Source organism: Streptomyces sp. NPDC111606, from assembly GCF_055656945.1.
In genome coordinates this window covers 1,499,588-1,520,536 of the sequence record NZ_JBVKBY010000001.1, presented here as the reverse complement: position 1 = coordinate 1,520,536, position 20,949 = coordinate 1,499,588, and the positions used below count along the sequence as shown (strand labels likewise).

General features: G+C 69.8%; 18 protein-coding genes, 1 tRNA gene, 3 pseudogenes and 1 riboswitch. Of the genes and pseudogenes, 12 read left to right on the top strand and 10 right to left on the bottom strand.

The features are described 5' to 3' along the window. Nucleotides 1–23 precede the first annotated feature (23 nt). Nucleotides 24–107: transfer RNA gene (locus ACZ7M7_RS06915), tRNA-Leu, on the bottom strand. 52 nt (nt 108–159) lie between these two features. After that, entirely contained in the window at nt 160–1,218 is a 1,059-nt protein-coding gene (locus tag ACZ7M7_RS06910; protein WP_472113491.1) for an HNH endonuclease signature motif containing protein, read from the bottom strand. 138 nt (nt 1,219–1,356) lie between these two features. Here ACZ7M7_RS06910 and ACZ7M7_RS06905 point away from each other — a divergent pair. Beyond that, nucleotides 1,357–1,780: pseudogene (locus ACZ7M7_RS06905) on the top strand (GNAT family N-acetyltransferase). On the opposite strand, the gene bcp reads toward ACZ7M7_RS06905, so the two are convergent. After that, nucleotides 1,761–2,228 (bottom strand): thioredoxin-dependent thiol peroxidase, encoded by a 468-nt coding sequence (gene bcp, locus ACZ7M7_RS06900; RefSeq protein ID WP_383608806.1) that lies wholly within the window; start codon nt 2,226–2,228, stop codon nt 1,761–1,763. The pseudogene ACZ7M7_RS06905 and the gene bcp sit on opposite strands and share 20 nt — an antisense overlap. A 95-nt stretch (nt 2,229–2,323) precedes the next feature. Between bcp and ACZ7M7_RS06895 the strand changes: the two genes are divergently transcribed. The 3 genes from ACZ7M7_RS06895 (at nt 2,324) to sugE (ending at nt 3,557) form a co-directional block, all read left to right on the top strand. Beyond that, on the top strand, nt 2,324–2,653 hold the full coding sequence (locus ACZ7M7_RS06895) for a DUF3618 domain-containing protein (RefSeq protein WP_328427386.1): 330 nt from the start codon (nt 2,324–2,326) through the stop codon (nt 2,651–2,653). A 55-nt stretch (nt 2,654–2,708) separates the two neighbouring features. Beyond that, the gene (locus ACZ7M7_RS06890; RefSeq protein ID WP_383630918.1) at nt 2,709–3,065 is read left to right on the top strand and encodes a GroES family chaperonin; all 357 of its coding nucleotides are present in this window, start codon (nt 2,709–2,711) and stop codon (nt 3,063–3,065) included. Between the two features lie 73 nt (nt 3,066–3,138). Next, a riboswitch (guanidine-III (ykkC-III) riboswitch) is annotated at nt 3,139–3,200 on the top strand. Between the two features lie 36 nt (nt 3,201–3,236). Then, entirely contained in the window at nt 3,237–3,557 is a 321-nt protein-coding gene (gene sugE, locus ACZ7M7_RS06885; protein WP_328427388.1) for a quaternary ammonium compound efflux SMR transporter SugE, read from the top strand. Here the strand turns inward: sugE and ACZ7M7_RS06880 are convergent. Next, a complete protein-coding gene (locus tag ACZ7M7_RS06880; RefSeq protein WP_383608811.1) occupies nt 3,551–5,941 on the bottom strand; it encodes a transglycosylase domain-containing protein in 2,391 nt (796 codons plus the stop codon). The genes sugE and ACZ7M7_RS06880 overlap by 7 nt on opposite strands. Before the next feature lie 238 nt (nt 5,942–6,179). On the opposite strand from ACZ7M7_RS06880, the gene ACZ7M7_RS06875 reads away from it, so the two are divergent. The 4 genes from ACZ7M7_RS06875 to ACZ7M7_RS06860 all read left to right on the top strand — a co-directional run bounded on the left by ACZ7M7_RS06875 (nt 6,180) and on the right by ACZ7M7_RS06860 (nt 9,724). After that, nucleotides 6,180–6,980, top strand: a complete 801-nt coding sequence (locus ACZ7M7_RS06875; RefSeq protein ID WP_383631163.1) for an ABC transporter permease — start codon at nt 6,180–6,182, stop codon at nt 6,978–6,980. Between the two features lie 67 nt (nt 6,981–7,047). After that, a complete protein-coding gene (locus ACZ7M7_RS06870) occupies nt 7,048–7,812 on the top strand; it encodes an ABC transporter permease (RefSeq protein WP_383609326.1) in 765 nt (254 codons plus the stop codon). A gap of 35 nt (nt 7,813–7,847) precedes the next feature. Further along, entirely contained in the window at nt 7,848–8,870 is a 1,023-nt protein-coding gene (locus ACZ7M7_RS06865; protein ID WP_383608814.1) for an ABC transporter ATP-binding protein, read from the top strand. A 32-nt stretch (nt 8,871–8,902) separates the two neighbouring features. After that, nucleotides 8,903–9,724, top strand: coding sequence for a DUF1707 SHOCT-like domain-containing protein (locus tag ACZ7M7_RS06860; RefSeq protein WP_472113485.1), 822 nt, complete (start codon nt 8,903–8,905; stop codon nt 9,722–9,724). A gap of 518 nt (nt 9,725–10,242) precedes the next feature. Here the strand turns inward: ACZ7M7_RS06860 and ACZ7M7_RS06855 are convergent. Next, the gene (locus ACZ7M7_RS06855) at nt 10,243–11,580 is read right to left on the bottom strand and encodes an SGNH/GDSL hydrolase family protein (RefSeq protein ID WP_472113482.1); all 1,338 of its coding nucleotides are present in this window, start codon (nt 11,578–11,580) and stop codon (nt 10,243–10,245) included. Between the two features lie 232 nt (nt 11,581–11,812). On the opposite strand from ACZ7M7_RS06855, the gene ACZ7M7_RS06850 reads away from it, so the two are divergent. Together ACZ7M7_RS06850 and ACZ7M7_RS06845 are read left to right on the top strand one after the other, a co-directional pair. Then, on the top strand, nt 11,813–13,180 hold the full coding sequence (locus tag ACZ7M7_RS06850) for a DUF445 domain-containing protein (RefSeq protein ID WP_472113479.1): 1,368 nt from the start codon (nt 11,813–11,815) through the stop codon (nt 13,178–13,180). 54 nt (nt 13,181–13,234) lie between these two features. Beyond that, the gene (locus ACZ7M7_RS06845) at nt 13,235–14,734 is read left to right on the top strand and encodes an MFS transporter (protein WP_472113476.1); all 1,500 of its coding nucleotides are present in this window, start codon (nt 13,235–13,237) and stop codon (nt 14,732–14,734) included. Nucleotides 14,735–14,758: 24 nt separating this feature from the next. Here the strand turns inward: ACZ7M7_RS06845 and ACZ7M7_RS06840 are convergent, their stop codons facing one another. Then, nucleotides 14,759–16,228 carry an alginate lyase family protein gene (locus tag ACZ7M7_RS06840; RefSeq protein ID WP_472113972.1) on the bottom strand — a complete coding sequence of 490 codons (1,470 nt, stop codon included), beginning with the start codon at nt 16,226–16,228 and terminating at the stop codon, nt 14,759–14,761. Nucleotides 16,229–16,373: 145 nt separating this feature from the next. Between ACZ7M7_RS06840 and ACZ7M7_RS06835 the strand changes: the two genes are divergently transcribed. Beyond that, nucleotides 16,374–16,733, top strand: coding sequence for a VOC family protein (locus tag ACZ7M7_RS06835; protein WP_383608832.1), 360 nt, complete (start codon nt 16,374–16,376; stop codon nt 16,731–16,733). Nucleotides 16,734–16,844: 111 nt separating this feature from the next. Here the strand turns inward: ACZ7M7_RS06835 and ACZ7M7_RS06830 are convergent, their stop codons facing one another. Then, entirely contained in the window at nt 16,845–17,774 is a 930-nt protein-coding gene (locus ACZ7M7_RS06830; RefSeq protein ID WP_469651177.1) for a DUF4344 domain-containing metallopeptidase, read from the bottom strand. A 310-nt stretch (nt 17,775–18,084) separates the two neighbouring features. On the opposite strand from ACZ7M7_RS06830, the pseudogene ACZ7M7_RS06825 reads away from it, so the two are divergent. Further along, nucleotides 18,085–18,961: pseudogene (locus tag ACZ7M7_RS06825) on the top strand (IS5 family transposase). 67 nt (nt 18,962–19,028) lie between these two features. On the opposite strand, the pseudogene ACZ7M7_RS06820 reads toward ACZ7M7_RS06825, so the two are convergent. From ACZ7M7_RS06820 to ACZ7M7_RS06810, 3 genes and pseudogenes are all read right to left on the bottom strand, one after another. Continuing rightward, nucleotides 19,029–19,331 (bottom strand): annotated as a pseudogene (locus ACZ7M7_RS06820) (hypothetical protein). A gap of 54 nt (nt 19,332–19,385) precedes the next feature. Next, nucleotides 19,386–19,883, bottom strand: coding sequence for a hypothetical protein (locus tag ACZ7M7_RS06815; protein ID WP_472113473.1), 498 nt, complete (start codon nt 19,881–19,883; stop codon nt 19,386–19,388). A gap of 84 nt (nt 19,884–19,967) precedes the next feature. After that, complete coding sequence (locus tag ACZ7M7_RS06810; RefSeq protein WP_472113470.1) at nt 19,968–20,825, bottom strand: LLM class flavin-dependent oxidoreductase; 858 nt, start codon at nt 20,823–20,825, stop codon at nt 19,968–19,970. Between the last annotated feature and the right edge of the window lie 124 nt (nt 20,826–20,949).

Here is a 20,949-nt window from a genome sequence, read left to right as displayed (position 1 = left end):
CTGCTGGACGGCCCCTCTGTGCGTGCGGCCGGTGGGACTCGAACCCACACGGGTGTTAACCCACTGGGACCTAAACCCAGCATGACTGCCAATTCCATCACGGCCGCTAAAAACGGTCATCGTGTCTGACCGGTGGCGTTCAGTGTACGGGGGGACAGGTCACCCTGCGAGAGGTGCCCGCCCCTTCCGGCGGCACCACGTCTCCGTCAGAGCGTGGCAGTTGGGACACAGGTACCGCAGGTTCTCGCGACGATTGTCGCGCCAGTCTCCGTTGACGTGGTCGATCTGCAAGGTGATCGGCTGCCTCAGCCATTCGCCGGTGTTGCCGCAACTTTCACACGCGTACGGCACTCCGATCTCGGCCAGGGCCCGGTGCAGCTGAGTCCTGTTGGTCCGCCCTGCGTGGTCGGGCAGGACAATCAGTACTCGGTGGGCAGTGGGTGCGGGTGCAGGGCGCTCCGGTCGTCCCCAACTTCGGCGCTTGAAGTGGCTTGTGTCGAGCTCGAGTCGGGCCGCCGCACGCCGCACGCGCCGATGATTGGTGTCGTTCACGTCGAGGCCGAGACCACGCATCACGTCGGCGTAACTCGTGGAGTCTCGTACGAGTTCTCGGAGCCTATCCTCGGGAATCGGTACACGTCGGTGAGGGAAATGCCCCACGTCGATACCCCGATCGTGAAGCATTCGCCCCAGCGTCGCGCGGGAGCGGCTGTCGTCCGGCACCCCCAGGGCGCGCGCCGCTCCGCGCATACTGGTCGCTGACGCCGCGGCTTTCCTCAGCTCCTCGGTCGTGAAGGGCAGGTCCAACTCGGCGCGATCCATACCGGGAAAGTGGCCGATGTCGATACCCGCGGCATCGATACGTCGTCGAATGTGGGACAGAGTTCCGGTAGCAGGGGTGGCACCCAACTTCAGGGCCACCTCGCGCAGTGTTGACGACGCGGCTGCGGCCTCGGCGATGGCGGCGTCCGGATACTTGCGCCACGGGCTGCGCTTCGCGAAGTGGCTCGTGTCCAGCCGATGTCCGGCGACTTTCTCCTGAAGCACGCGCCGTTGCCCCCCACTCGCCTTTAGGCCGAGCCGTCGCATCAGGTCCGTCCAGTTGCGGGCTTCGGGGATGATCGATGCGAGCCGTTCCCTGCTGTACGGATCCGGTAGATCCTGCTGTACCGAGCCGCGAGTGGCCCCTTGTGGTTCCGGTACTTCCCGCGTACTCATGTGCTCCTCCCGTGCGTTCGCGCGTTCGTGACCTCGCACGGAGTAACGAACCGCTTATCGGACGGTCACGCTCGAAACGTCACACCCTCCACCGATCGCCCCACCGTCGAACACCTCTGGCTTCTGTTCCGGCACGACATGGCCGAGGTCGGTGGGCAACTGCCGAACGCGGACGGGACGTTTCGCAGGGAGCGGCTGGAAGCAGCCTTCTCCGACGGAGTCGATTGGGCGCCGTTTCTCTTCCGCAGTGGCGAGCATCCCGTCGGGTTCGCCTTCGTGCGGGCGTTGAGCGGGCCGTCCCGTGTGCTCAACAGCTTCTTCGTCGTGCGTGGTGCGCGACGGGCCGGAGTCGGGGTTGCGGGCCGTGCGGGTGGTCGTCGGCCGGCAGCCGGGACCGTGGGAGATCGCCTTTCAGGATGCCAACGCGGGCGCGGTTCTGTTCTGGCGCCGCGTCGCCGAGGAGCCCGCGCCGGGGGAGTGGAGTGAGGAGCGCAGGCCGCTGCCCGGGCGGGCCGACCTGGCTCCCGACGTCTGGATCTCGTTCAGATACCCAAGTCCTTGATGATCTTCGCCACGTGTCCCGTGGCCCGCACGTTGTACAGGGCCCGCTCGACCTTGCCCTCCTCGTCCACGACGATCGTGGAGCGGATGACGCCCATGTAGGTCTTGCCGTAGTTCTTCTTCTCGCCGTAGGCGCCGTAGGACTCGGTGACCGTCTTCTCGGGGTCGGCCAGCAGCGTGACCTTCAGGGACTCCTGCTCGCGGAACTTGGCGAGCTTCTCCGGCTTGTCGGGGGAGACCCCGATGACGTCGTAGCCGGCGCCGGCCAGCAGCTGCAGGTTGTCCGTGAAGTCACAGGCCTGCTTGGTGCAGCCGGGGGTCAGGGCGGCCGGGTAGAAGTAGACGATGACCTTGCGGCCCTTGTGGTCCGACAGGGACACCTCGGTGCCGTCGGCATCGGGCAGGGTGAAGGCGGGGGCCACGTCCCCCGGCTGCAGTCGCTCGCTCATCGAACCAGCGTAACCGGGGAGCCTGACAGTGCGGTCCGGCGTGGAACTGACAGACTGTCCGGAAACAGCATCAGCTTCACTTCGGAGGCCGTACGGTGGCGGACACGTCGGACACCAGAACCCCCGCGCAGATCGAGGCGGACATCAAGGCCCGCCGCGCTGTGCTGGCAGAGACGCTCGACGAGATCGGGGTGCGGGTGCACCCGAAGACGATCGTCGGCGACGCCAAGGCCAAGGTCGTCTCGAACATCGATCACACGCTCGGGCGGGCCTACGTCGAGGTCAACCGGGCCATGAGCGATGTGCGGGCCAAGTTCACCGACGAGGAGGGCGCGCCCCGGCTGGAGCGCATCGTGCCCGTCGCCCTCGTCGCCGTCGGTCTCGTCGGCCTGCTGGCCCTCGGCACCCGGCGCCGCAGGGGCTGAGCGGCGGCGGACCCGGCGGCGTACGCAGGCGGCAAAGGCAGGTAGGTTCAAAGGCGTGAGCGCCAACAGAAACGAGCACAGCACCCACCACGACAAGCTGCCCATCCGGATGCTGCACGACCGGGTACTCGTGCGGCAGGACACCAGCGAGGGCGAGCGGCGTTCCGGTGGCGGCATCCTGATCCCCGCCACCGCGGCCGTCGGCCGTCGGCTGGCCTGGGCCGAGGTCGTCGCGGTGGGCCAGAACGTACGGACCGTGGAGCCCGGCGACCGGGTCCTGTACGACCCCGAGGACCGCGCCGAGGTCGAGGTGCGCGGGGTCGCGTACGTGCTCATGCGCGAGCGTGATCTGCACGCCGTGGCCGCCGACCGGTTCGAGGGGTCGGAGGACTCGACGGGGCTGTACCTGTAACGCGGCTGTACCTCTGATTCAACGGCAGGAGGGGCTGGTGACCGTCGTCACCAGCCCCTCTCGCTGTCTGTTTGCTAGCTTTGAAGGAACCCGACGAGACGCGCCGTACCGGGATGTACGCAAAGACGACGCACCCCCGCTCAACGTCGTCACGTCTCGGAGGTGCCTGTCATGGCCTGGGTTCTGCTCGTCGTCGCCGGTCTGCTCGAGGTCGGCTGGTCGATCGGCATGAAGTACACCGACGGATTCACCCGGCTCGTCCCCAGCCTGTTCACCGGCGCCGGCATCGTCGCCAGCATGGTGCTGCTGTCGTACGCCGCCAAGTCCCTGCCCATCGGTACCGCCTACGGCGTCTGGGTGGGCATCGGGGCGGCCGGCGCGGCGGTCGTGGGCATGGTGGTGCTGGGGGAGCCGGTCACCGCCGCGCGGATCTTCTTCGTCTGTCTGCTGCTGGTCGCCGTGGTGGGGCTCAAGGCGACCAGCGGTCATTGACGGGGGCCGCCGGTGTTCCCGGACGTCCCTCCGCCTCCGCCGGTGTCGGTTCCGCCGGTGGAGGTGCCGCCGTCCGTGGTGCCGCCGTCGGTGGTGCCTCCGGTGTCCGTCCCGCCCGTGGTGCCGCCGTCCGTCGTGCCGCCGTCAGTGGTGCCTCCGGTGTCGGTCCCGCCGGTCGTGCCGCCGTCCGTGGTGCCCCCGTCGGTGGTGCCTCCGGTCGTGTCGCCCGTCGTGCCGCCGTCCGTCTCACCCGGCGTCTCACCGCCGGTCTGGCCCTCGGTGTCCTGGCCGCCGGTGGTCGGCTCCCCGGTGGTGCCGCCGTTGTCCTGGCCGCCGATGCCCTCGTCGCCCGCGGTCGGGTCGGTCGTCGGGTACTGGGGCACGTTCGAGCCCTCCTGGAGCTCCAGGTCGAAGTCGCTGACCGGCTTCCCCTTCAGCGCGTCCTCGGTGTACTGGGCCCAGATCTCGGTGGGCGCCCCACCGCCGTTGATGCGGGCCAGGCCCATCGCGCCGTACAGCGACTTGTGCTTGGCCGTGACCGGGTCCTGACCCATGACGGCGACGACGGTGGCGAGGTCGGGGGTGTACCCGGCGAACCAGGCCGCGGTGTCCTCCTCCGCGGTACCGGTCTTGCCCGCCGCCGGTCGGCCGGCGGCCTGCGCGGCGGTGGCCGTGCCGTTGTCGACGACGCTCTGCAGGACGGACGTCGTGGTGTCGGCGGCCTCGCGGCTGACGACCTGGGAGGTCTTGCGCTCCGGCAGCTCGATGACGTCGGCGCCGTCCTTGGTGACCTTCTCGATCATGGTGTACGTGCCGTGCTTGCCGTGGTTGGCGAGCGTCGCGTAGGCCTCCGCCATGTCGAGGACGCTGGCGGTGGCGGTGCCGAGCGCGATCGACGGGTACGGCTGGAGGTCGGGGGTGCCCGCGGGCAGGCCGAGCTCGACCGCGGTGTCCTTCACCTTGTCGGGGCCCACGTCGACGGCCATCTGCGCGTACACCGAGTTGACGGACTTGTCGGTGGCCTCGCGGACGCTGATGTCGCCGTAGGAGACGTCGTCCTCGTTCGCGGGGTCGTAGCTGCCCGTCCAGCCCTGCACCGGGCGCTTGTTGGTGCCGTCGTAGATCGTGTTCGGGGTGATCGGGCGGCCGTCCTGCGTCGTCGAGCCGTTCTCCACGGCCGAGGTGAACACGAACGGCTTGAAGGTGGAGCCGACCTGGAAGTCCCGGCGGGTTGCGTTCGGGGTGTACTGCTTGACGTAGTCGATGCCGTTGTACATCGCGACGACCTTGCCGGTCTTCGGGTCGACGGAGGCGCCGCCCGCGCGGACGTAGTTGTCGACCTTGTTGTTCTTCTTGTCCAGCTTCGACATCAGCTTGTCGTTGACGGCGTCGACGAAGGCGTCCTGCCGGTTCTTCTGGAGGGTGGTCGTGACGCGGTAGCCGCCCGCCTCCAGCTCCTCCGCGCTGACGATCTTGTTCTGGGTCAGATAGTCCTTGACGATCTGCACGATGTAACCGCGCTGCCCGGACAGGCTCGTGGAGGCCGTCGCCTCCTTCGGCATCGGGAACTTGATGCCCGCCCGCTTCGACTCGCTGAGCCAGCCCTTGGTGACCATGCCGTCCAGGACGTAGTTCCAGCGGGCCAGGGCCGCGGACTTGTTCTCGGGGTGGGCGACGACGTCGTACTCGCTGGGCGCGTTGACCAGCGCGGCCAGATAGGCGGCGCGGCCCGGGTCGAGGTCCTTGGCGTCCATGCCGTAGTAGGCCTGGGCGGCGGCCTGGATGCCGTAGGCGTTGCGGCCGAAGAAGCTGGTGTTGAGGTAGCCCTCGAGGATCTCGTTCTTGGTCTTCTCGCGGTCCAGCTTGATCGAGATGAAGAACTCCTTCACCTTGCGGGTGACGGTCTGCTCCTGACGCAGGTAGTAGTTCTTCACGTACTGCTGGGTGATCGTGGAGCCGGACTGCTTGCCCTTGCCGGTCGCCGTGTTCCAGCCGGCGCGCAGCATCGCCTTGGGGTCGATCGCGGACTCGGTGTAGAAGTCGCGGTCCTCGGCGGCCAGGATCGCGTGCTGGGCGTCCTTGGACATCTGCGCCAGCGTGACGTTCTCCCGGTTGACCTGGCCGTCGCGGGCGATCACCGATCCGTCCGCGTACATGTACACGTTGGCCTGCTTGGTCGCGAGCGCGTTGGCCGGCGGGATCTTGACCAGGGAGTAGCCCAGGAAGAACAGCCCGAACAGCAGCATTGTGCCGATGACGAAGGTGCCGAGGACCGTCCGCCAGGTCGGGATGATCCGCCGCCAGCCCGTCCTCTTCGGCCGCTTGGGCTTCTCGTTCGGCTGCTGGGCCTGCCCCTGCGGCTGTGGCTGCGGCTCGTCGCTCATCTCGTGCACGGACTCCTGTTTCGCGTCGTACGTTCCCGTACGCCTCGTACGCCTAATGCGCCCCCATTGCTGAAGACTCTCGCACCGGGCGTTCCGTTCCCGGAAACCGGCGCGTGTCTGCGGAAAGTGAGCAGACTCTCCCGCCAGGTGGAGCCCGGAAATTGGCTGGCAGCCCCCGCCGCGCGCGCACTAGGCTCCTGCGCTTCGGTGCCGGGCGCGGGCGAGGAGGGCTGTGGATGTGGGATCGGGGCGGTTGTACTTAGCCGTCGCGGTGGGCGGGTTCAGAAGGTACGCGACTTATCGGGCGGCAACCGCGGCCGGGGTGTTCACCAACACCGTCTTCGGCGTGATCCTCGTCTACACCTATCTGGCGCTGTGGGACGAGAAGCCGCATCTCGGCGGCTACGACCAGACCCAGGCCGTCACCTATGTGTGGCTGGGCCAGTGCCTGTACGCGACGCTGGCCATCCAGGGCGGCGGCGCCGAGAAGGACTTGATGCAGCGCATCCGCACCGGTGAGATCGCCGTCGACCTGTACCGGCCGGCCGATCTCCAGCTGTGGTGGCTGGCGGGCGACGTGGGGCGGGCGCTGTTCCAGATGCTGGGGCGCGGTGTGGTCCCGTTCGCGTTCGGCGCGCTCTTCTTCCCGATGGCGCTGCCGACGGACGTCACCCGTTGGGCGGCCTTCACGGTCACACTCCTGCTCGCGATGCTCGTCAGCTTCGCGATCCGCTATCTGGCGGCCCTGAGCGTGTTCTGGCTGATGGACGGCATGGGCGTCAACCAGGCCCTGATGATCACGGGGATCTTCTTCTCGGGCATGGTGCTGCCGCTGAACGCCTTCCCGGGCGTGCTCGGCGAGATCGTGCGGGTGCTGCCCTGGGCGGCGCAGCTCCAGATGCCGGCGGACGTGCTGATGGGGGAGACCGACCCGCTGCGGGCGTACGCCTTCCAGGCGGCGTGGGCGGTGGTGCTGCTGGCGGCCGGGCGGCTGGTCCAGTCGGCGGCCACGCGGCGGGTGGTGGTGCAGGGTGGGTGAGATCTCCGGTGCCACCAGGGTGTCCCGGGCCGGTGAGGGGCTGCGGGCCTACCGGCTGATCGCCGGGATGTGGATCCGGTCCGCCATGACCTACCGCGCCTCCTTCGTCGTCACGGTCTTCGGCAACCTGCTGGTGACCGGCCTGGACTTCGTGGCGATCCTGCTGATGTTCTCGCAGGTCGACTCGCTGGGCGGCTGGTCGCTGCCCGAGGTCGCCTTCCTGTACGGGCTGTCCGCGACGGCGTTCGGGATCGCCGACCTGACCTTCGGCTCGATGGACGTCCTCGGCGGCCGGATGCGCGACGGCTCGTTCGACACGCTGCTCGTGCGGCCCGTCCCGGTGCTGGCCCAGGTCGCCGCGGACCACTTCGCGCTGCGCCGCCTCGGCCGGATCACCCAGGGCGCGCTGGTGCTGGGCTGGGGGCTGCTGGCCGTCGACGTCGACTGGACCGCGGCGAAGGTGCTGCTGGTGCCGGTGATGGTGGTCTGCGGCGGGGTGATCTTCTGCGCCCTGTTCGTGGCGGGCGCGTCGTTCCAGTTCCTGGCGCAGGACGCCGCCGAGGTGCAGAACGCGTTCACGTACGGCGGCACCACGCTGTTGCAGTATCCGCCGACGGTGTTCGGGACGGACTTCGTGCGCGGGGTGACGTTCGTGCTGCCGCTCGCCTTCGTCAACTGGGTGCCGGCCTCCTATGTGCTGGAGCGCCCGTATCCGCTCGGCCTGCCCCAGTGGGCGGCCTTCGCGTCGCCGTTGGTGGCGGCGGTGTGCTGCGCACTGGCCGGTCTGGCGTGGCGGGCCGGGCTGCGGTCGTATCGGAGTACGGGGAGTTAGGGGCAGCGGTGGACGGCATGGACGGCATGGACGGCATGAGTGCCTTGGATGGCAAGGCGGACGTGTTCATCGAACTCGACGGCGTCGAGAAGGTCTTCGACGTCCGCAAGAAGACCGGTTTCCTCAAGCGGGAGCGGCGCCAGGTACGGGCCGTCGACTCGATCTCCTTCCGCGTGGCACGCGGCGAGATGGTGGGCTACATCGGGCCGAACGGCGCCGGCAAGTCGACGACGATCAAGATGCTGACCGGCATCCTGACCCCGAGCGGCGGCCGGCTCCGGGTCGCCGGCATCGACCCGTCCCGCGAGCGGATGCGGCTCGCGCACCGGATCGGGGTGGTGTTCGGGCAGCGTACGACGCTGTGGTGGGACCTGCCGCTGATCGACTCGTACAAGCTGATGCACCGTATGTACCGCATCCCGGACGGCCGTTACCGGGAGAACCTCGACCGGCTCGTCGAACTCCTCGACCTGGGTGCGCTGTTGGACGTCCCGGTGCGGCAGCTCTCCCTCGGGCAGCGGATGCGGGGCGACATCGCGGCGGCGCTGCTGCACGATCCCGAGGTGGTGTACCTGGACGAGCCGACGATCGGACTCGACGTGATCTCGAAGGCGAAGGTCAGGGAGTTCCTGCGGGAGTTGAACGGGGAGCGCGGCACGACGGTGCTGCTGACCACGCACGATCTCCAGGACATCGAGCAGTTGTGCTCGCGGGTGATGGTCATCGACCACGGGCGGCTGATGTACGACGGTCCGCTCACGGGGCTGCACGAGGTGGGGGAGAGCGAGCGCACGCTGGTCGTCGACCTGGAGCGGGAGCTGCCGCCGATCGAGGCGCCGCCCGCCCGGGTGGTGAAGGTGGAGGGGCCTCGGCAGTGGCTGGCGTTCCCTGCCGCCGAGTCGGCGGCGGTGCTGGTGGCGCGGATCGCGGCGGAGTATCCGCTGGTGGATCTGTCGGTGCGGGAGCCGGACATCGAGGCCGTGATCGCCAAGATGCTGCACTCGTTGGGGGACACCCCCAAACCCCCGCCGGGACAGGCCGAGCGAGCGATCTCGTAGCCCACGGGCGGGGTTGCTCGTAGGCTGCTTGCATGACCGACGACGTCCCGGAGCTCCGTGCCTCCGACGCAGACCGTGAACGAGTCGCCGAGGTCCTGCGGGACGCCGTCGCGGAGGGGCGTCTCGACATGGAGGAGTTCGGGGAACGCCTGGACGCCGTGTACAAGGCTCGTACGTACGGGGAGCTGGCGCCGCTGACCCGGGATCTGCCCGTCGGCACGGTGGCCGTTCCCAAGGTCGACATGGTCAAGAAGTCCGAGGTGCCGGACGGGAGTTGGGCGGACCGGATCGTCGGCGGCGAGGGATCGTCCACGGCGGGTGTCGCCGTGATGTCGGGGTTCCAGCGCAAGGGGCGGTGGACCGTGCCCCGGCGGTTCAACGCGTTCGCGTTCTGGGGCGGCGGGGAGATCGATCTGCGCGACGCCGACTTCGCGGACCGGGAGGTCGTGATCAACTGCGTCGCGATCATGGGCGGGATGCAGGTGACCGTGCCGCCCGGGGTCGAGGTCGTGGTGCGCGGGCTCGGGATCATGGGCGGGTTCGACCAACGGGAGGAGGGCGTACCGGGCGATCCGGGCGCCCCTCGCGTGATCGTGACCGGGTTCGCCTTCTGGGGCGGCGTCGGGGTGGAGCGGAAGCATACGCGGGCCCAGCGGCAGGCCCTTCGGGAGGAACGGCGGCGCGAGAAGCTGGAGCGGCGGGCCGAGCGACGGGAGCTGCGGGCTTCGGCCCGGGACGAGCAGCACGAGCAGTACGAGGCGCACCGCGAGATGCTCGAGGAGCATCGGGAGATGTGGCGGAACGCCCATGACCGGCACGGAAAGCGACGTGCACGGGAGCGGGACGAGGACTGAGCACCCGTCGGCTGCGAGGCGCCCGGCGCCGGGGCGGGGGTGGGGATGCCAGCCCGCGGCTCGTGGGGTGCCGCCCTTCTACGGGACGGGAGCTGCCTCTGGCGGCACGGCTGCCACCAGGGTGGGTTGGCCGGCGGATGCGGCCCGCAGGCCCCGGTGGGGGATGTGGCTCCGCGTGGGCCGGACGGCGGTGCCCGTAGCCTGCGCTGGGCGATTCGGTAGCCACAGGCGGCGCGGGGGCGGCTGTTGCTGCGGCCCGCAGGCTCCGCCGAGCGGTGTGGTCTGCAGCCTGCGACCGGCGTCGGGGCTGAGGCGGGGGTGGGGATGCCCGCCCGCGACTTGCGGGTCCCGCCCTTCCAGGGGAGGGGAGTTGCCTCTGTCGGCACGACTTCGCGCAGGCTCCGGGGGCATGTGGCCTCCGGGCTGGGGTCGCTGCTGCGGGGGCGGACGCTGCCGCCCTCAGCCCGCGCCGGCGATGCGGTGGCCCCGGCTGCTGGGCCTCGGCGCCGTCGGCCGGCCTACAGCTTGGCCGGGGCCGCGCCCCTCAAGTCCTGCAGGTCGAAGGCTTCGCCCATCCGGTCGTAGCCCTTGTCGCTGGGGTGGAGGTGGTCGCCGGAGTCGTAGTCGGGGCGGAACTTGCGGGGGTTGTACGGGTCCCGCAGGGCCTCGTCGAAGTCGGCGACCGCGTCGAAGACCCGGCCGCTGCGGATCTCGGCGTTGATCTGCTGGCGCACGTTCTCGCGGGCGTCGGTGTAGCCGCGGTGGCCCTGGAAGGGCATCAGGGTGGCGCCGACGACCTTGATGCCGCGGGCGTGCGCCTGGCGGACCAGGGCGCGCAGGCCGTCGAGGATGCGGTCGGGGTCGGCGAGCCGGGGATTGCGCAGGATGTCGTTGACGCCGAGGTCGATGACGACGACCTTGACGTTCGTACGGGCGAGGACGTCGCGGCCGAAGCGGGTGAGGCCGGCCTCGTTGTTCGCGGGGCGCCCGGTGCCGCTGACGAGGATCTGGTTGCCGCTGATGCCCTGGTTGACGACGCTGTAGCGCGGCACGTCCTGACGGGCCGTGATCGCCGCGCGCAGCCGGCGCGAGAGGGCGTCGGTCCAGCGCCGGTTGTGGTTCTCGGTGGACGTGATGCCGTCGGTCAGTGAGTCGCCGAAGACCACGACGGTGCCGTGCGACTCGTTGCTGAGGACATCCAGCGCCGTCAGGTAGCGCCAGGAACCGACCTGCCCGGTGTACGCCACGCCGGTCGCGTCCTCGGTGACGTCGCCCTCGGCGACGTAGCTGATCTGGCGCGCGTGCGGGTGGTAGGTGACCGGGCCGGACGGGGTGGGGGAGTAGGTGGTGACAAGGATGTCGGTGTCCGCCGGGACGGCGAGGCGCACGGCGTCGCTGAGCACCTGCTGCCCCGGTGGGATGACGACCGTGGTGTTGCCGCCGAAGGTCAGCCGGCGCATGGTGTCCACGATCGCCGCCGCGGTCCCGGTGCCGGCGGACACGGCGACCGACGCGTGGGTGATGGTCAGCGCGGACTGGCCGTAGAGGTTGGACAGCGTGATCCGGGCACTCGTACCGCCGACGCTGGTGTGCACGACGTTGCGCACCGAGCGGCCTGCCAGGCCCTCGACCTCGGTGCCGGGCTCGGAGCCGACCGGGGAGGTCGACCAGGCGCCGACCCAGATGCCGGTGGAGGCCGGGGCGGCGGGGCCCCGGGGGGCGCCTTCGTTGGTGGGGGTGCTCTTGCTGGTGGCGCTGCCGTCGTCGGAGGCGACTCCGACATATATGGCCGCGGAAAGCGTGACGATCAGGGTGACGATCGCGGCGAGCAAGGCATAACCGTTACGCCTGGTCATGCGGTGCGTGTCTCCTCGGGCGGATGGGAGCCCGAGGCTCCGATGTGATCACCTCATGATGCGTCATAAGGCGGAGGGGAGTTGCACGGACCCCCCATTGGGCCGCCGGCGTTCATCCGGAGTTCGTCATCGACCTCCCCCCACCGAACAGACGCCGGGAACTCTTGTTTCGTTCCAGGAGTCGGTCAGGTAGGGACAATGAGTACGGGGGATCCTGGACGGGTGGAGCGGAATGGAACGTACGAATCCGGAAGAAACGGGAACGCGTGACCTAGAGCAGCATGCCCGGCCGGGCGCTGCCGGTAACCGGCGCGTCCCCGCATCGGCCGTACGTGCGATGACGACGTTCACCGCCGCCGACGAGGAGAAACAGCGCGGCGTACGGCGGATGAAGCTCACCGCGACCGGGCTGCTGCTGTTCGTGGCACTGGTGTACGTCCTCGCCAAGGTGGCGTCGCACCAGGGCGCCGGCGAGTGGGCGAACTATGTCGCGGCGGCCGCCGAGGCCGGCATGGTCGGCGCGCTCGCCGACTGGTTCGCCGTCACGGCCCTGTTCCGGTACCCGCTGGGCATCCCCATCCCGCACACCGCGATCATCCCCAACAAGAAGGACCAGCTCGGGGTCTCACTGGGCGAGTTCGTCGGGGAGAACTTCCTCTCCGAGGACGTCGTACGACAGCGCCTGCGCGCCGTCGGCATCGGCAGCCGGCTGGGGGCGTGGCTGGCGGACCCGGAGCACGCGGACCGCGTGACGGCCGAGCTGTCGGCGGCGCTGAGAGGCGCCCTGGCGGTCATGCGCGACGCGGACGTCCAGGCGGTCGTGGGGGAGGCCATCACCCGTCGGGCGGACGCCCAGGAGATCGCGCCCGGCATAGGGAAGATGCTGGACAAGATCGTCGCGGACGGTGGTCACAAGCGGGCCGTCGACCTGATCGTCGCGCGGGCCCAGCACTGGTTGATCCTGCACGACGAGGAGATCATGCACGCGGTCCAGGGCGGCGCCCCCGGCTGGACCCCGAAGTTCGTGGACAAGAGAGTCGGCGAGCGCGTCTACAAGGAGCTGCTCCGCTTCGTCACCGAGATGCGCGACATGCCCTCCCACCCGGCCCGCGGCGCCCTCGACCGCTTCCTCACCGACTTCGCCTCCGACCTCCAGTCCGACACGGACACCCGCGCGCGTGTCGAGCGGCTCAAGGGCGAGGTGCTGGGACGCGGCGAGGTCCAGGACCTGATCGCCTCGGCGTGGACCGCCGTCCGGTCGATGATCGTCTCGGCGGCCGAGGACGAGCGCAGCGAGCTGCGCCTGCGCGTGCGTGCCTCGTTGCTGTCGCTGGGCGCGCGGATGGCGGTCGAGCCGCGGCTGCAGGCCAAGGTCGACGGCTGGGTGGAGGGCGCCGCCGTGTACGTCGTCACCACCTACCGCAAGGAGATCACCTCCCTGATCACGGACACCGTGGCGAGCTGGGACGCCGAGCACACGACGAAGAAGATCGAGGCGCACATCGGACGCGATCTGCAGTTCATCCGGATCAACGGCACGGTGGTCGGGTCGCTCGCCGGCTTGGTGATCTACACGGTGTCGCGGGCGCTGGGAGCGTAGAACCGCCCCCTCCAGGGCACCCGGCACGGGTTCCGCTCGACGAGGAGGGGGCCCATGACCACCGCAGAAGCCGAGACCGGCCGTACCGTCACGACCGACATCCCCGCCCGCCTGGACCGCCTCCCGTGGTCGCGCTGGCACTGGACGATCGTGATCGGTCTCGGCACCGTGTGGATCCTGGACGGGCTGGAGGTCACGGTCGTCGGCAACATCGCGCCGCGCCTGTCCGAGCCCGGCAGCGGACTGCCGATCACCTCCGGCCAGGTCACCGGCCTGGCCGCCGCGCTGTATGTGGCCGGTGCCTGCCTGGGCGCCCTGTTCTGGGGCCGCCTGACCGACCGGTGGGGCCGCAAGAAGCTGTTCATGATCACGCTGGCGGTGTACCTGGCGGCGACGGCCCTGACCGCGATCTCCTTCCACACCTGGTGGTTCTTCCTGTTCCGCTTCCTGACGGGCTTCGGCATCGGCGGCGAGTACGCGGCGATCAACTCCGCGATCGACGAGCTGATCCCGGCGCAGTACCGCGGCCGTGTCGACCTGATGATCAACGGCAGCTTCTGGCTGGGCGCGGTCGGCGGCTCGCTGCTGTCGATCGTCGCGCTGAACACGTCGATCTTCCCGGCGGACGTCGGCTGGCGGCTGACGTTCGCACTCGGCGCCGTCCTCGCCCTGGTGATCCTCCTGGTCCGGCGGCACGTCCCGGAGAGCCCACGCTGGCTGCTGATCCACGGCCGCGACGACGAGGCGGAACGGATCGTGGCCTCCATCGAAGAACGGGTGGAGGCCGAGCGGGGCGAGCCGCTGCCGCGCGCCGAGGGCGAGCTCACCATCCGCCAGCGCCGCAGCGTGACGTTCATGGAGATCGGCCGCACGGTCTTCTCGAAGTACCGCAGGCGAGCGATCCTCGGGTTCTCCCTGTTCATCGGCCAGGCGTTCCTCTACAACGCCATCACCTTCGGCTTCGGCGCGATCCTGACCACGTTCTACGACGTCCCGAGCGGCAACACCGGCTACTACTTCGCGGTCATCGCGCTCGGCAACTTCATGGGCCCGCTTCTGCTGGGCAGGCTGTTCGACACGGTCGGCCGCCGCATCATGATCTCGTCGACGTACCTGCTCTCGGGCATCCTGCTGTTCGGCACGGCCTGGCTGTTCGATCAGGGCACGCTCAGCGCGAGCACGCTGACGGCCTGCTGGTGCGCGGTCCTGTTCTTCGCGTCGGCCGGCGCGTCGAGCGCCTACCTCACGGTCTCCGAGGTCTTCCCGATGGAGACCCGCGCGATGTCCATCGCCTTCTTCTACGCCCTCGGCACCGCCGCCGGCGGTATCAGCGGCCCCCTGCTCTTCGCCGACCTCACCGCGACGGGCAAGGTCGGCGACACGGTCCTCGCCTTCCAGATCGGCGCGGCCCTGATGTGTCTGGCGGGCCTGGTGGCGGCGTTCCTCGCGGTCCGCGCGGAACGCCGGTCGCTGGAGGACATCGCCCGGCCGCTCACGGCGGTGACGAAGCCGGCCCGGGCGGAGGCGCGGGCGGTGAAGGAGACGGGGGCGTAGCCCTGTGGGGGCACCCGCGGATCCCTACCGGGATGCGCGCCGGACCCGCTCCCTGCGCCGCAGGAGCAACAGGCCGCCGGCGAGGGCGGTGACGCCGGTGGCGGCGGTCCAGCCGATGACGTCGTTGGAGCCGGTGGCGGCGAGGTCGCCGGTGGCGGAGGAAGAGGCGGACGCGGAGGGCGATGCCGTGGCCCCCGTCTGCGGCCGGGCGTCCGACCCCGCCGCTGCCCCTGCCCCGGCTGCCGGGGACGCGGCCCCCGAAGCCGCCGGACCGGCCGATCCGCCCGCGCCCGCCCCCGTGGCCTTGTCGCGCGTGAACGCCAGGGTGCCGAAGCCCAGTTGGTCGTAGCCGCCGCTGTTGGGCCCGTAGTCCCCGCCGCCGCCCTCCGGCGAGGCCTTCGCGGCGATGCGGGTGAGGTACGACGCCGGCAGGCCCCGGCGCTTGGTGTAGTGGTTGGCGATCATCGCCCAGATGGGGCGGGTCATCGCCGGGTCCACGGGCGCGGCCTCGGTCACGGTCTCCGACCCCGACCAGCCGTTGATCGCGCCCTTCCTGCGGGTGTTCGCGGTGAAGGGCACCTCCCCGCCCATCGCCCACTTGGCCACGTACTGGGCGCCCTTGAGGAAGCGGCTGTCGTCGTAGCCGTACAGGTCGATGCCCTGGTTCCAGGCCATCTCGCAGAAGGTGCCCATCAGGCCGACGCCGAGCAGGGCGTGCCCCTGGTCGCGGCCGGCCTCCAGCCACTCGGCGAGGCCGTCGTCGCGTACGACGGGAATGGCGTTGCGGATCGAGCCGAGCCCCTCGCCGTGCTTGAAGTACTCGACGGCGCGGGCGACTTGCGCCTGGTCGTCGCAGAGGATGCCGGTCGCCAGGACGCAGCACATGGCGGTGAGGTCCCAGTTGGTCCAGTAGTTGGAGACGACGGCGTCGTTGTGCTTGACCAGGAAGCTGTCGCTGAGCGGCGCGAAGACGGTGGTCAGCATCTCCTGGAACCGGCCGAGCTCGAAGTCGGGGTGGTCGCGGATGAGTTCGGCGGCGTTGGCGATCTGGTAGCCGTAGATCCCGGCCGCCAGGAAGCGGTCGGCGTTGCCGGCCAGCGTGGTCAGCTCGGCCGACCAGGCGTTGAGGATCGCCACGGCGGTGTCGAGATGGGCGCTGTCGCCGCTGACGTGGCCGCGCAGGGCGTTCTGGTAGGCGGCGTGGACGTCGTTGTAGAGGATCGCGTAGTTCTGGCCGGCGCCTCCCCGGACCACGGTCGTCTGCGGGTTGGCCGTCCAGCCGCTCTGCGCGTGCCGGTTGGCGGTCAGCTTGGCGAACCCGGCCGTGTGGGCAGCGGCGCCGGCCTTCACCTTGGCGGCCATCCGGTCCAGGTCGGCGCGGGTGTGCAGGAGGCCGGGGTGCGCGAACGAGGCGCCTGCCGCGGCTGCCGGGGGCGCGAGGGCGGTCGTACCGATGCCGACGGCTCCCGCGGTCGCGCCCGTGGCCTTGAGCATGCTCCGGCGGCTGATCTGTCGTGTCACGTGGCTCATTCCTCGCGTGCCTGGGGCTGGGGACGGTGAGGAGACGGGGAGACACTGCCGGGGATAACAAAAAATCCGGCCACCGATGACTCAGACCACCGAACAGGAGCCGCGTTCGATGACGATCCGCAGGATCATGCCCGACTTCCAGGTCGGGTCCGAGGAACAGATGGAGACCAGCCGGGACTTCTACGGCCTGCTCGGCTTCGAGGAGGTGATGCACATGGGCTGGGTGATGACCCTGGCGTCCCCCGCCAACCCCACCGCCCAGATCAGCTTCTTCACCGCGGAACGCACCGCTCCGGTCGTCCCCGACCTGAGCGTGGAGGTCGAGGACGTCGACGCCGTGTACGCCCAGGTGCTGGCGTCGGGCGCGGAGATCGTACGGGAGCTGCGGGACGAGGAGTGGGGCGTACGGCGGTTCTTCGTACGGGACCCGAACGGGAGGGTGGTGAATGTGCTGAGCCATGGGGCCTAGGGCGTGTTGCGAAAGTGGATCTCGGTCGGTGATGTGATGATCATGTGTTGTGGTGCCTGGAGATCTGACGGATGCGCAGTGGGCCCGGCTTGAGCCTCTGCTGCCCAAGGCTCATTGCCCGCTGCGGATCTTGTCGAGCTTCTCCGCGAAGGCCTTCGTCTCCGCGATCAGATGGTCACGTGCGTTCTCCTGCGTCTTGTCGCCCTGGCCCTTGAATGCCCCGCTGAAATGCGGCTGGAGTTGAGTCCACCAGCCGTAGTCCAGCATCGCCCATGCCTGCGGACACAATGGGGCGCGGGTCTTCGGCAGGTAACCCGCCCCGACCAGCGGCTCGTAGAACCTCTTCGGGTCGTTCCCCTCGAGGTAGCAAAGGAAGTTGAAGACCCGTTGCTGGGTGACGGGGTGATCGCTCGAGAGCCCTTCCAGCGTCAGCTTGCCCTCCTCGCGGGCGATCTCGTCGAAAAGGATCGCGGCTGCCAACGACGGACCCGGTCCCACCTCGTTGACGGTGTAGAACGACGCGAAACCGTCAGCGGCGTCCTCCTCAAGGCCGAGGTTCGGAAGCAGAAGCTGACGCTGCAGAGCATGGCCCATCTCGTGACCGAAGATGAACTGGGTCGACAGCGCAGTCAGGTCGTCGACGTTGTAGCTGGCCCGGGGGAACAGGGCGGGACGCTCGACGGTCTTGACCACGTTGCTGAGGGCCCCTTGGATCTGGGTCAGGAACGGCGGGGGCACAAAGATCGTCCTGCCGTCGGGCTGGGTGACCGCATCCGTAACCCCCGGTGGGACCTTGTCGGTGACTTTCACGACCAGGTCATGCGGGAGGGCGATCGACTTGCTTACCCAGTCGGCGACCTGCTCGAGCACGCGGGACTTCCGGATCACCGCTACGGCCTGCCGGTCCACGGGCTTGACCGTGTTGTCCTCGTAGACGACCGTGACCTTGCCATTCGCGTCGTCAGCCTTGTCGCTGTCGCCGTCACACGAGGCGACTGCGAAGCCGGCGACGAGCAGCGCCCCCGCGAAAGCAGTCCTCAACGCGGCCGAGTACCCACCACTACTCCGCACCCTGGTCAGCTCTCTTCCGTGGTCGAGGCGTTGGGGCCGGTCGCTTGCATTTTCGTGGTCTCCGAAGCCACTCCCCGATACCGGGAGGGACTCGAACGTAACGAGGCGGACGGCCAGCGGTATCGCAGGTTCGATCGTGCCGTCGGCAGGATGCCGGAGGCAGGGCTCGAACCTGACACCCGGATTATGGTCGATGGACCAAATGTCCACAATGACCGTTTAGAGCTACTTCGTGCTACAGGGTGTTGCAAAGGGGGATCTTGGCCGGTGACGATCGCACATTGTGGTGCGTGGAGATCTGACAGATGCCCAGTGGGCCCAGCTTGAGCCTCTGCTACCCAAAGGGAGGAGGCCGGGGCGGCCTCCGAGCTGGTCTGACGGCAGCTGATCGACGGCATACGGTGGCGGACCCGGACCGGGACGCCGTGGCGGGATGTCCCGGAACGGTACGGGCCCTGGGGCCGGGTGTACGACCTGTTCCGCCGCTGGCAGCGGCAAGGCACCTGGCAGCGGATCTTCACCGAATTGCAGGCCCGGGCCGACGCCAAAGGGGTGATCACCTGGGACCTCAACGTCGACTCCACCATCTGTCGGGCCCACCAGCACGCCGCCGGGGCGAGGAAAAGGGGGACCTGCAAAAGGAACCGCCGGGCGGCATCGCCACCGAGCCGGACGACCATGGCCTCAGACGCTCGCGCGGCGGCTTGACCACCAAGCTCCACCTGGCCACCGAGCAAGGACAAAAGCCCATGTCGATCGTGGTCACGGCTGGGCAGCGCGGGGACTCCCCGCAGTTCGAGCCCGTGCTGGAGAAGGTCCGCGTGCCCCGCATCGGGCAGGGCCGGCCGCGCACCCGGCCCGATCGCGTGCGCGCCGACAGGGCGTACGCCTCCCGCAAGAACCGCGCCTACCTGCGTCGGCGTGGGATCCGCTGCACCATCCCGGACAAGGCCGATCAAGCCCGCAACCGCAAGAAACTCGGTTCGAAAGGCGGCAGGCCGCCGGAGTTCGACCCGGAGGACTACAAGGCTCGGCACGCGGTCGAGTGCGGCATCAATCGCCTCAAAAGGCACCGCGCCGTGGCCACGAGATATGACAAGCTCGCGGTCCGCTACGAGGCGACCGTCCTCGTAGCGGCCATCAACGAGTGGCTGTGACCAGCACATTCGATACACGCCCTAGCGGCGTGCGGCGCCCGGTGGCGGTGTGTCGGGGCGGCTCGGGTCAGCCCCGCCGGTCCGCCACCGCCCACGACGCCAGGGCCACCGCCCCCGCCACCCCGAACACGGCGGGCCAGGCGCCCACCTTCTTGGCCAGCGGGTGCGAACCGGCGAAGGCGGCGACGTACGCGGCGGTCAGTGCGCCCGCGGCCCTCCCGCCCGCCTGCTGCCGCCACTGCTGCGCCGCCGCGGCCCCGGCGACCGCCAGTACGGCCCCGCCGAGCTGCCGCTACCTGGTCCAGCGGGCCACGCCGTAGCCGCCGACGAGTCCGCCTGCGGCCACCGCCGCGCTGGGGATCTTCGCCATGTCTGCCTCCCACCACTTCAGCCGGCAACTCCTGCCGGCCTCGATGGACCGAGGCTAACCGGCCTCCCCCTTCCGTAGCTCGGCCCGGGCACGCAGCTCCGACACGTACCCCGCGCCGATGGCGCACCCGGCGGCGGTGAGGGCGAGGACCAGGACGCCCGGGTTGACGTAGCCGGGCACGTCGCCGTTGTCGTAACTCCCGCCGTCGCTGGTCTCGCAGACGAAGCCGAGAGGCACGTACGTGACCGTGTAGTCGACGATCTCGGCGCCCTGCTGATGCCGTTCCCACCAGCCCGCCGTACGGCAGGACCGAGGTGGCGACGAGTCGGTTCCGCCGTCCTCCGCCGTCATCACCGCGCCGGTGACGGCGAGCAGCCCCCAGGCGTACAGGGCGCACGCACCGGCGCCCGCGAGGGCCGCGAGCCCGCGCAGCAAGCCGGGTGTGCCCGTGCGTTGTGCGCGCCGGTCGGCCAGGGTGCGGGCGCCGTAGCCGCAGAGCCCGACTGCGGTGATCACGGCTATGACAATGAACAGCAGGTACACCAGGAACACATGTCCTCCAGACACGGATCTCACGGGTCTTGCGGGGCTCGCAGGTCTCACGGGCCAGGTCGCACCGGCGTCACAGATCCGGGATCACAGCACATCCGCCAGGCGGTCGACCTGGTCCGGGTCCAGGCCGTAGCAGTAGAGCATGACCTCGTCCGCGCCCAGGTCGGCGAAGGCGGTGAGCGCGGTGCGGATCTCGGCGGGCGTGGTGAGGAGGCCGGCGACCATACGGTCGGCCATGCCGGTGAAGGCGTAGTACTCGTGCATGCGGGCGCGGGCGTCGTCGAGCACGTCCGGTGGGCCGAGTGCGACGTTGACCTGAGCGACGAGGCGGGGCTCGCCGTCGCGGCCGTACTCCCTCCAGAACTCGCGGACGGTGTCGAAGAGGCCGCCCGCCCAGGAGGGTGGCGCGGCCGCGAGGAAGCCGTCGCCCCAGCGTGCGACGCGTTCCAGCGCGGCCGGTTGGAAGCCGCCGAACAGCATCTCCGGGCCGCCGGGGCGAGCGGGGGCCGGACCGATGGGGCCGAGGCCGTCGCCGTACGGATCGCCCCACCACAGGCGGCACATCGTGGCCATCTGCGCGTCCATGCGCCGGCCCCGGGTGCGCGGGTCGGTGCCCGCGGCCCGGTGGTCGTCGTCCCGGCCGCCGACGCCCAGGCCGAGGACGAGACGGCCCCCGGTCATCCGGTCCAGGGTGGCGGCCTGCTTGGCCAGCAGGGCGGTGTCGCGCAGCGGGGCGAGCAGGACCTCGGTCTGCACGCGGATGCGGGTGGTGGCGCCGGCCAGGACGGCGAGGGCGACCAGCGGTTCGGGGTTGTCGTGGACGAGCCGGTCCAGCAGGCCGAGCGTGCTGAAGGGACCGGCGTCCGCGCGCCGGGCCCAGGTGAGCAGGGCGGCCGGGTCGCCGATGGGCAGGCCGATGCCCACGTTCGTACCGACGTTCATGAAGGGGCCTCCGAAAGAGGGGTCGACAAAGACGACTGCCGCCCCCTTCTGCACCTCGGTGTGGCTCGGTGGCTCGGTGAGGTGGGCCGTTCCCGCTCTGCGGCTTGCTTCCCGGGGAACGTCT

Coding starts and splice junctions, on each gene's coding strand:
- ACZ7M7_RS06910 (WP_472113491.1), bottom strand. CDS start 1,218: ATGAGTACGCGGGAAGTACCGGAACCACAAGGGGCCACTCGCGGCTCG.
- bcp (WP_383608806.1), bottom strand. CDS start 2,228: ATGAGCGAGCGACTGCAGCCGGGGGACGTGGCCCCCGCCTTCACCCTG.
- sugE (WP_328427388.1), top strand. CDS start 3,237: ATGGCCTGGGTTCTGCTCGTCGTCGCCGGTCTGCTCGAGGTCGGCTGG.
- ACZ7M7_RS06880 (WP_383608811.1), bottom strand. CDS start 5,941: ATGAGCGACGAGCCGCAGCCACAGCCGCAGGGGCAGGCCCAGCAGCCG.
- ACZ7M7_RS06870 (WP_383609326.1), top strand. CDS start 7,048: ATGTGGATCCGGTCCGCCATGACCTACCGCGCCTCCTTCGTCGTCACG.
- ACZ7M7_RS06865 (WP_383608814.1), top strand. CDS start 7,848: ATGAGTGCCTTGGATGGCAAGGCGGACGTGTTCATCGAACTCGACGGC.
- ACZ7M7_RS06860 (WP_472113485.1), top strand. CDS start 8,903: ATGACCGACGACGTCCCGGAGCTCCGTGCCTCCGACGCAGACCGTGAA.
- ACZ7M7_RS06855 (WP_472113482.1), bottom strand. CDS start 11,580: ATGACCAGGCGTAACGGTTATGCCTTGCTCGCCGCGATCGTCACCCTG.
- ACZ7M7_RS06850 (WP_472113479.1), top strand. CDS start 11,813: ATGGAACGTACGAATCCGGAAGAAACGGGAACGCGTGACCTAGAGCAG.
- ACZ7M7_RS06845 (WP_472113476.1), top strand. CDS start 13,235: ATGACCACCGCAGAAGCCGAGACCGGCCGTACCGTCACGACCGACATC.
- ACZ7M7_RS06840 (WP_472113972.1), bottom strand. CDS start 16,228: ATGCTCAAGGCCACGGGCGCGACCGCGGGAGCCGTCGGCATCGGTACG.
- ACZ7M7_RS06835 (WP_383608832.1), top strand. CDS start 16,374: ATGACGATCCGCAGGATCATGCCCGACTTCCAGGTCGGGTCCGAGGAA.
- ACZ7M7_RS06810 (WP_472113470.1), bottom strand. CDS start 20,825: ATGAACGTCGGTACGAACGTGGGCATCGGCCTGCCCATCGGCGACCCG.